This is a genomic window from Paenibacillus sinensis, assembly GCF_019904155.1.
In the GTDB taxonomy this organism is placed as follows: domain Bacteria; phylum Bacillota; class Bacilli; order Paenibacillales; family Paenibacillaceae; genus Paenibacillus_AQ; species Paenibacillus_AQ sinensis.
In genome coordinates, this window is record NZ_JAHCMB010000038.1 from 20,072 (window position 1) to 27,895 (window position 7,824).

At 46.9% G+C, this 7,824-nt stretch carries 7 protein-coding genes and 1 pseudogene; 2 read left to right on the forward strand and 6 right to left on the reverse strand.

Annotation, left to right across the window (positions count from 1 at the left end; genetic code table 11):
* Positions 1-256: 256 nt before the first annotated feature.
* From KIH86_RS03975 to KIH86_RS03990, 4 genes are all read right to left on the reverse strand, one after another.
* Entirely contained in the window at positions 257-841 is a 585-nt protein-coding gene (locus KIH86_RS03975) for a hypothetical protein (protein ID WP_223083945.1), read from the reverse strand.
* A gap of 123 nt (positions 842-964) precedes the next feature.
* A complete protein-coding gene (locus KIH86_RS03980) occupies positions 965-2,218 on the reverse strand; it encodes an FtsZ/tubulin family protein (RefSeq protein WP_223083946.1) in 1,254 nt (417 codons plus the stop codon).
* On the reverse strand, positions 2,215-2,574 hold the full coding sequence (locus tag KIH86_RS03985) for a hypothetical protein (protein WP_223110313.1): 360 nt from the start codon (positions 2,572-2,574) through the stop codon (positions 2,215-2,217). The genes KIH86_RS03980 and KIH86_RS03985 overlap by 4 nt, the downstream gene beginning before the upstream one ends.
* A 101-nt stretch (positions 2,575-2,675) precedes the next feature.
* On the reverse strand, positions 2,676-3,137 hold the full coding sequence (locus KIH86_RS03990) for a prepilin peptidase (RefSeq protein WP_223083948.1): 462 nt from the start codon (positions 3,135-3,137) through the stop codon (positions 2,676-2,678).
* Positions 3,138-3,293: 156 nt separating this feature from the next.
* Here KIH86_RS03990 and KIH86_RS29795 point away from each other — a divergent pair, with 156 nt between their 5' ends.
* The gene (locus tag KIH86_RS29795) at positions 3,294-3,377 is read left to right on the forward strand and encodes a putative holin-like toxin (protein WP_223084030.1); all 84 of its coding nucleotides are present in this window, start codon (positions 3,294-3,296) and stop codon (positions 3,375-3,377) included.
* Between the two features lie 186 nt (positions 3,378-3,563).
* Here the strand turns inward: KIH86_RS29795 and KIH86_RS04000 are convergent, their stop codons facing one another.
* On the reverse strand, positions 3,564-5,441 hold the full coding sequence (locus KIH86_RS04000) for a CARDB domain-containing protein (RefSeq protein ID WP_223083949.1): 1,878 nt from the start codon (positions 5,439-5,441) through the stop codon (positions 3,564-3,566).
* Positions 5,442-6,064: 623 nt separating this feature from the next.
* Positions 6,065-6,952 (reverse strand): copper amine oxidase N-terminal domain-containing protein, encoded by an 888-nt coding sequence (locus KIH86_RS04005; RefSeq protein WP_223083950.1) that lies wholly within the window; start codon positions 6,950-6,952, stop codon positions 6,065-6,067.
* 393 nt (positions 6,953-7,345) lie between these two features.
* On the opposite strand from KIH86_RS04005, the pseudogene KIH86_RS04010 reads away from it, so the two are divergent.
* A pseudogene (locus KIH86_RS04010) lies at positions 7,346-7,593 on the forward strand (transposase); the annotation flags it as partial.
* Positions 7,594-7,824: the final 231 nt, after the last annotated feature.

Genomic DNA, 7,824 nt, shown 5'->3' on the forward strand with positions numbered 1-7,824 from the left:
CTACTGGAAAATTCATACTTGCTTTTTCTCTTCTTACTCGCTGCTCTGGTTGAGAAACAAGTTTTCTGCGGGTAACGGTCATTCCGGCCCACCTTGCAACTGCGTTGCGCGGTAGACCTCCATGACCTTTCGCTAAAATCGGGTCTACAATCACTCGTAAAAAACCAATGAGAACATGGCTTTTTAGGCGGTTTTCCTGACTTCAACATTAGGTGAATTTACATGAGGGGAAAAAATCGGGCAAAAATACCCGCTATTATTCCACTGAATCAAACCTCGATTCAACAAAATCAATCATATCTACCGTATTTGCCCTTTCAGTGACAAACAATTCAACTCGTGATTTTCCGGCTTGATCCAGAAATCCCGATTCCACAAAAGACACTTCCTTCCAGTTATCATCTTGTATTATTCGAGTCGCCCGAAGAGCGTTAATGAGATGCCTCCGATTGCGATTGTCCAAATCCCGGATTCTCAAATCGCTAAACAAATGACACATGTAAATCAATGCACGATTGAAGGTTTGCGGCCTAAAATTACGAAGAGCTTCCATTGTCGAACGAAGGTAATACTCCCGAATCTGATTCTCGTAGGCTTTATCCCGGATATAAAGCGGGAGCATACCTTCATAACTAAATTGGTATACGGGAATGCCCTTGATTTCAAAATGTTGAAAGTTACATGGCGGATAAGCTGTGGGATCAGGAGATGTACTTTCCGGTAATAATGGAATTCGTTCAGATATGGCTTCTCCAAGTTTATAAGATAGCATCACTGCTTGACGATACATCTCTTCCAAAGCAGCCACTTCCCTTTCTTCTTGCTGTTGTTGAAATGACATCTGCATCACTCTACCCCTTTCTGAATTTTAGGAACATCTTTTAGTTGCTGCACTTGATATAAAAGTTAATTTTCAACATTTAATTATTGCGCCGCACACCATGCGAAGCGTATCGCTTCCGTTTCATTCCAGATCATTAAGGAAGGCGAAGGGATCATTTACTATCGAATTATTGGGGGCTGGGGCCGGCTCTTCCTCCGAGAGCAGTGTTTCCAGATCGACGGCTTCTTTCTTCACTTGAGACTTGAATCCGGCCAATGCTTCCGCTATAGTGTCCGTCTTCCGGTTGCGTTCCTCAACCCTTCGCTCCAGCTCCGCGAGTTCATCTGTCAGCTTGGTCACACCCTCCGGAAAGTTGAGTCCAGCAAATACCGTGTAGATCGTCACTTGTCCCGGTTGATCTCCAACATAGGTCGCGACCGGATTCTCATCCAGAATCGGGGTGCTGTTGTGTAAGAACGATTGAATCTGTTCGACAAAGGTGTGAGTGAACAGCCGCTTCGCTGCCGCGTTGTCGGCCACAATACTGACAGCGCTACTGGTTGCATCCTGAAGGTCGTAACCTGCTGACAGCTCCCCGTTCAGCACGCTCTGCTTGATAGCTTCCATGTACGTCACCGGAGAAGCCGGATCAACCGACTGTGCTGGTAAAACGCATTTGCCAATGTGCAAGCAGCCCCCTGTTTTCAACAAGTTCAGCCATTCCGAAGCATCAAAATGATAGCTGCCATATGGCTTATAGCTGGCGGTGACCGTGTTCAGATCATGGAGCAACCGAGCCACATGGCGATTACACGTCCTCATGAAATCTTCTACACTCTGATTCTGATTCAGCCCAGTTTGGAACAGCTTCTCATTGTCTACAACAACAATAGCTCCAAGTCCCTGCATCGCTCTCTTAATGACCTGAAGACGCTGCAAGGCATTGTCCAATACCGTCCGACCCTCGTTTCTGCGCGGTAAGGTAAGTAGCAAGCCAAACCGCCCCGCAAAGCCCGTCGTATGCAGCAGACGGATCGCCTCGATAACAGCTCCCGTCCCTGTACCGCCACCCAAGCCACAGCAGATGAAAACATAATCCCGGTCACTGAAATAACTTTGAATGGTTTCGGCAATGGCCGTCTTGTGTACAGTGAAAGCTTCTTGTCCAAGTTGGATATCACGGCCTACTCCACGTTCATATCCTTGCAGCGTAATTTTCTTTACATTCGGATAGTCCGGCAGCTTGAGAAGATCGATCTCATTGCTGTTAATCAAAAGCGCCGTATAGGGTCGTTGCGTATGTTTGGCAGACAGCCTTACTCCTGCGCACGCATGCGCGATAGAAGTTCCCCCCATTCCCAAGCCGAAGAATCCATACTTCAAACTGATGTTCATTGTCCGCCCGCTTCCTTCCTTTTATTTTGCTCCTGCATCAGCCGGTGCTGTCTGTGATTCAATAATTCTATCCCCAAAGGGGATAATGTGTAGCGCTTGGATTTCGCAACCTCTGCCACATTTACAAGTGAAGCTCCCTCCAACATAGCGGCGGCTTCATCCAGCAGATGACGTGAACGGATCGGCATTTCCTCTGCTGCCGGATTAATTTGCTTATACAACGCATTGGTAACATCTTTTAGCTGCTCTTTCTGGACGGGACGCTTTGCCATACGGATTGCAGCCAGCATCCACATCATGTTTTCATTCGCGGCGGTTGCTGATAGCAGCGCATCCAGAATGGCTTCTCTACTCATCAAGCCTCTTACCTCCCTTCACTTCTTGTCTGAAAGAAAAAAAGGCCCTCGCCTGGGAAGGGCAAGAGCCGTTTGTAGCTTACTATTTCTGATCAACCGGTTTATACAGCCATAACCAGTGTAACTCCACTGGTCTGAAGAACCGTCAAACACACAAGATTTGCTGCAAGAAAAAACGGAGCCATCGGTATTTTCAGCTTCTTGTTCCTCCAGATCAGCAACCCGATCACAGCAAATGCACCGGCTATCCCCAGCAACAGCCAAAGAAAAATCAACGAATCCCTCAATCCAATTGCTGCACCAACAACCGCCAGCAACTTAATGTCCCCACCACCTATTGAACCCGGTTTAATTAAAGCTGCCAGATACATTAAGCTCGAAGCAGCTACAGCTCCCAGCGCATACTGCCAATACCCTTGATCGGCAATGAACAGTCTCGCAAGCAGCATGTAACCAAGTCCGATTAGCACCAAGCGATTCGGAATTACGCGTTCCTTCAGGTCCGTGTAAGTGGCCCACGAAAGGATCAATAACAACGGCATGTCAATCCACCATCGTTCCATCCGTCCCCTCCTTTCATAATTTGCACTACTACTTTATGACGTAAAAAAAGCAGCCTCCGAAGAGACTGCTCCTAGCAGATCATGGTATAATATTAGACGCAGCAGATTGGCTTGCAAGGGCGGCATGGTTCCACTAATCCGAAAGGAGGTGGTGCCATGGAAGTTAAAGACGCATTAACGCTAATGTTAATGTTCGGGATGTTTATCCTCGCTTTGCTTACCTACTTGAAAAAGAAGTAGGCCCCCTTGGAGTTGACGACCAGGGAGCCTAACTCACCGTTAACGAGCCACCGCCCTTAAAAGCGGCTGTTGCAGGGGACGGGTGCAACCGTCCCTTCTTATATCTTTATTATACGAAGAATCATTTATACATGCAACTATACATGTAAATATACATGTAAATATACATGTAACGTCCCATCGCAATTATCTCCCAGTATCCCTCCGAATCTGCCAATCCTCGTACATGCTGCCGTAGATCGTAACCTTCTTCGTAGCACAAGCATGCAGTCCATTCTTCCCCGCATACTTCGCGAAGACCTTTACGGTGTACTCCCCATCCGGCGTACTAACTTCCGTATAGTGCTTCCGCTCATAGATGACTTCCCCTGTAGAGAAGCGATACGACTCCAACGGCAATTCCCAAGTGGCATGAAGGTTGTCTCCACTGGTCTTCTCCAGCTTACGCTTCGTTACATAATCACCCTTGGTATCCCAAAAGTATGCCCATACCTCAGTAGGCCCGCTGTAGCTGCCGCCAAATGCAGAAGGTGTCCCATCAAGACCGCTCGGAATCTTAGTCTCCCAGTCGGTTGAATAATTCGTCGTTGCCTTAACTTCAATGCCATAGCCTGCTCGGGTCACTTCGTTGGGATTCAACCCCTTCTCTGCTGCATACGGAATAATGGCCCAGCTCCCCCGGCTCTCCCGGTCCGATTCCTTGGGATTTGCCTTGTCTGTAGGGATACCCTGCTTCGTATTAACTTGCAGGCTCACATTCAGGTTCTCATTATACGTGACGGTGCGTGTCCCCCAATTTGGGTTGTTGTAATCCGTATAGGAGTCCGTGTAAGTATGAGTCACACCATCAGGCGTGGTATAGCTTCCCGTATAGGTTACGGTTGGATAACCGGTAATTACCCAGTATGTGGCATCCCAAGAGCCAGTAGCAGTAGAAGCATTGCACTCGGACACATCTGTTTCGGCTGCTGATGCCGGGTTTATATTACAGCCGGTTGTTGCAACGTTGTTGCTGCGATCCTTGTCTGGTGACTCCTCTAGCGGATCAACGTGAACAGACAGGTTATGAATTCCTTCGCTTCCCTGCCATAGAAAGCCTCCGACTGTGATTGGCTGATTAGCTGGAAGTGTCCGCTTCGTCTCATAGATTTGAGTGTTGTCATTGTAAAAGCGAATCCGAACATCCTTTACGGACTCCTTGCCTACGTTCTTGACTTTTGCAGTAATGGTTCCCTTCTGGCCGGTTTTAAGTGAAGACGGAGATACGGTAATCGACTGTGCTATCAGATCATTCTCTGCCCCTGCGACTTCTACCATCCATTCGCCCATGATCTCGTTATTCTGATAGGCTGCTGACGGATACTCGTCTGCCCGCTCGGGATGGTTCGGATTGTTTACTGTTGCCGTTGCTTTGATGTAGTATTTGCCCGGCTTCGTTCCGGGTGAAATTTTGCCTAGATATGCGCTAAACGTATCCCCATTTTTCAAGGTTTGGGGGAACGCTGTATACCGGGAACCCAGCGTATAGTTTGCCGTCATGGCCCCTCCGATTTTGACGGAAACCGTGTTAGGCATGCCCTTGGCGGAGATAAAATCCGAAGGAATGATGTCATCGCCATTGTACCTAAACTGCATCCACAATTGGCCGCTCTCCGTCAGAGAGAGCTTGGTCGGTACGTAGTCCATGGGCTGGTCGACGTGTAGGGTGACGCTTTGGATCGCTGTCCGTCCATATCCATCGTCCATGATAATGTCCACGTCTTTACCCAGCACATCGGCAATCTGCTTGGCGTTAATCTTCACCGTGCCGGTTGCCTTCTCCTTGTCACCACTCACATGGATGTACTGCCCACCAGTTAGACTCACCACATTGCCGAGGTTGGGGAAAGCTCCCTTCGGAGCCGCAATAATCCGAATGTCGCGATCTGTATAGCCATATCCGCTGTAATTAACGGTCAGTGTGTTCCCGTTGGTTACCTTCAGTTCAGGCCATGACGAAACCGTGTACAGAGCGCGAAAGGTATTTGCATCTACCTTTTGGGTTTTATTAAACTTGATGCCCATGCGTTGGACGATACCAGCAGTGCGTAAAAATTCATATTCTTGTTGTACTCGATAGTAGTAATCATGTCCGTTACTGAAAATCGGATCATCAGCGTTTTGAGCAAACTGATCCTTAAAATACTGTCGTTGCTTGGAAGAAATAGTCTGCCCTGACCAAATTGCGTCAAACAGATCGCCTAACGCAGCTCGGCTTTTATACACTAGACCAAACCCGTTCTCTTTGCTAAAATTCTCATCTTCGGCTGTTTTTTTGACGTTAAACACATCATAGTTGGAAACCGTTCTTGTTTGCCCATCAGCAAAAGTGAACATTCCGGCCCACTGCGTAAGTTGCCACGGATTATTTAATACACGCTCGTCCAAAGCGGGGATGTACCCATTAAATCCGTCTCTGGACTCCTTCCCATAGTCCCATTTTACGTAATTGTTTAGCATCGGTGTAGCAGTTGCCGCCGATACACTGGATGAAAACAACATCATAGTGACTGCGATAGTTAACAATATCCTCCCTATCCTGATCCTCCTCATAGTGTTTTTTTCTCCTTTCTGCTTATTTTGCTTTACACCCTTTAGATAAAAAAAGCCTGCCCCCGATAATGAGGAGCAGGCTTCAAAAATCTGAATTATTTTAATTTTTTTGCCATTTCTTTTACTTCAGATAATGGCGATCCTGCACCGTTTTCGTTGAGGACTACTGCATCATCTGTGATTTTTCCAAATAACTCTTTTAAATCCTTATTTCCACTTGTATCAAGCCTAATGTAGTAGCCTTCCCACTGATCCCCCTTCGATTCAGGCTTTGAGATCGATAAGAATCCTGCGCCTTTTCCGAGGGTGAATGAATAACTCTTGCCTGGAGTAAGATTAACAGATGAACCATCTGCAGCCCACTTACTTCCATTCGCGTTTATCGGCAAGGTGAACGTCAATTTGCCGTTGATAACCTTCATATTATCGAGGAAGAGTTCCTTTCCAAGCTCCGTCTCTCGCGGCCACTCAAACCCAACCTTGTACATATTATTGCTGTTCGCTGTCGGTGTGGCGGTCGGAGTAGCTGAAGCTATTGGCGTTGAACTCGCCGCCGAGCCGGTTGTAATTGTCACCAGATGTTGCTGCTGGTTCCATCCGACCGTTGCGCCGAGAGCCTCACTGACAAATCGCAGCGGGACATATGTTCGATTTTGTTCAAGCCGCGCCGGTACTTCCAGAGTCTTGATGACCGAATCAACCGAAACAGTTGTACTGTTGATCTTCATCGTTACCTTCTTATCGCTCAGCTTAATCGTAACAATGCGGTCTGTGCTGTAACCAACTTCTGCTCCCAGCGCCTCAGAAACAAAGCGAATCGGGATCAGCACCCGATTATCCTCATAATAAGGCTTCGCATCCAGAAATTGAACCGCCTTGCTATTGACCTTTACCGACACATCAACCTTTCCTGCCGCCAGCGCCGTACCGACTGTTCCAAGCAGCAGCGTCGCGCTCATCAACATCAATCCTATCTTTTTCATTTGCTCACTCCTTTGTTCTGGTGGCTATGTACATTTAGTTTAGCTGCGTGTTTTAGACTCAAGTTGGACTAAATTTCTTCTTTTTCAGTGGTATGCGCATGCTGTCAGCTTCCAAAATAAAAATAGCCCCTTTTCAGGGGATATTTCGACTTTACAAGAAGATTTTTCCTCGGGACACAGCTTCGCCCTTGGTTATATTTTCATAATAACTCGAAATTCGGAGAAAATCAAGAGCGTTTGTTCGTATTTCCAGCAATTATTTCAATAATCTCAATTTGTTCACAATCACTCTTTATACTGATACAATCGTTCTCCTAATCATTTATATGTCTGGGGCACCTCTGTTTATTGTCCTGTCTTGGTATAACAACTGAGAAGATACCTTGACCCCTTTTCAAATACCCACCAGAGATCCTCCAACTGATCTATAGGACGAACATGATTGAGAGTTACCATCGGCAGCTTCGGAAAGTGACCAAAGGCAAGAGCATCTTCCCGACCGATGAAGCCTTACTGAAAATGCTCTACCTGGCCACGATGGATGTCACTCGCAAATGGACAGGCCGTGTGCAGAATTGGGACAAATCCTCCTTCAGCTCTCGGTATTCTTTCCCAAACGCATCGGTAACCACATACGCTAGAATCGCAAAATCCCCCCGAGGGGGGATTGCATGAAATGAGTTTACACAAAAATCTTGACAGACCCGGTGCACGGTTCTGAAGCTTTTTCTACCGGATTCTTCGCTCATTTCCCATTTAGTCGCTTCGTGCAAGTTACTTGAAGCTCTAGCATACAGCTTCATATAGAAATTTCATGTTCATTGTTACTTGACAAGATCAATTGTAGATTCTTACTTGTGGGTTCAACGTAA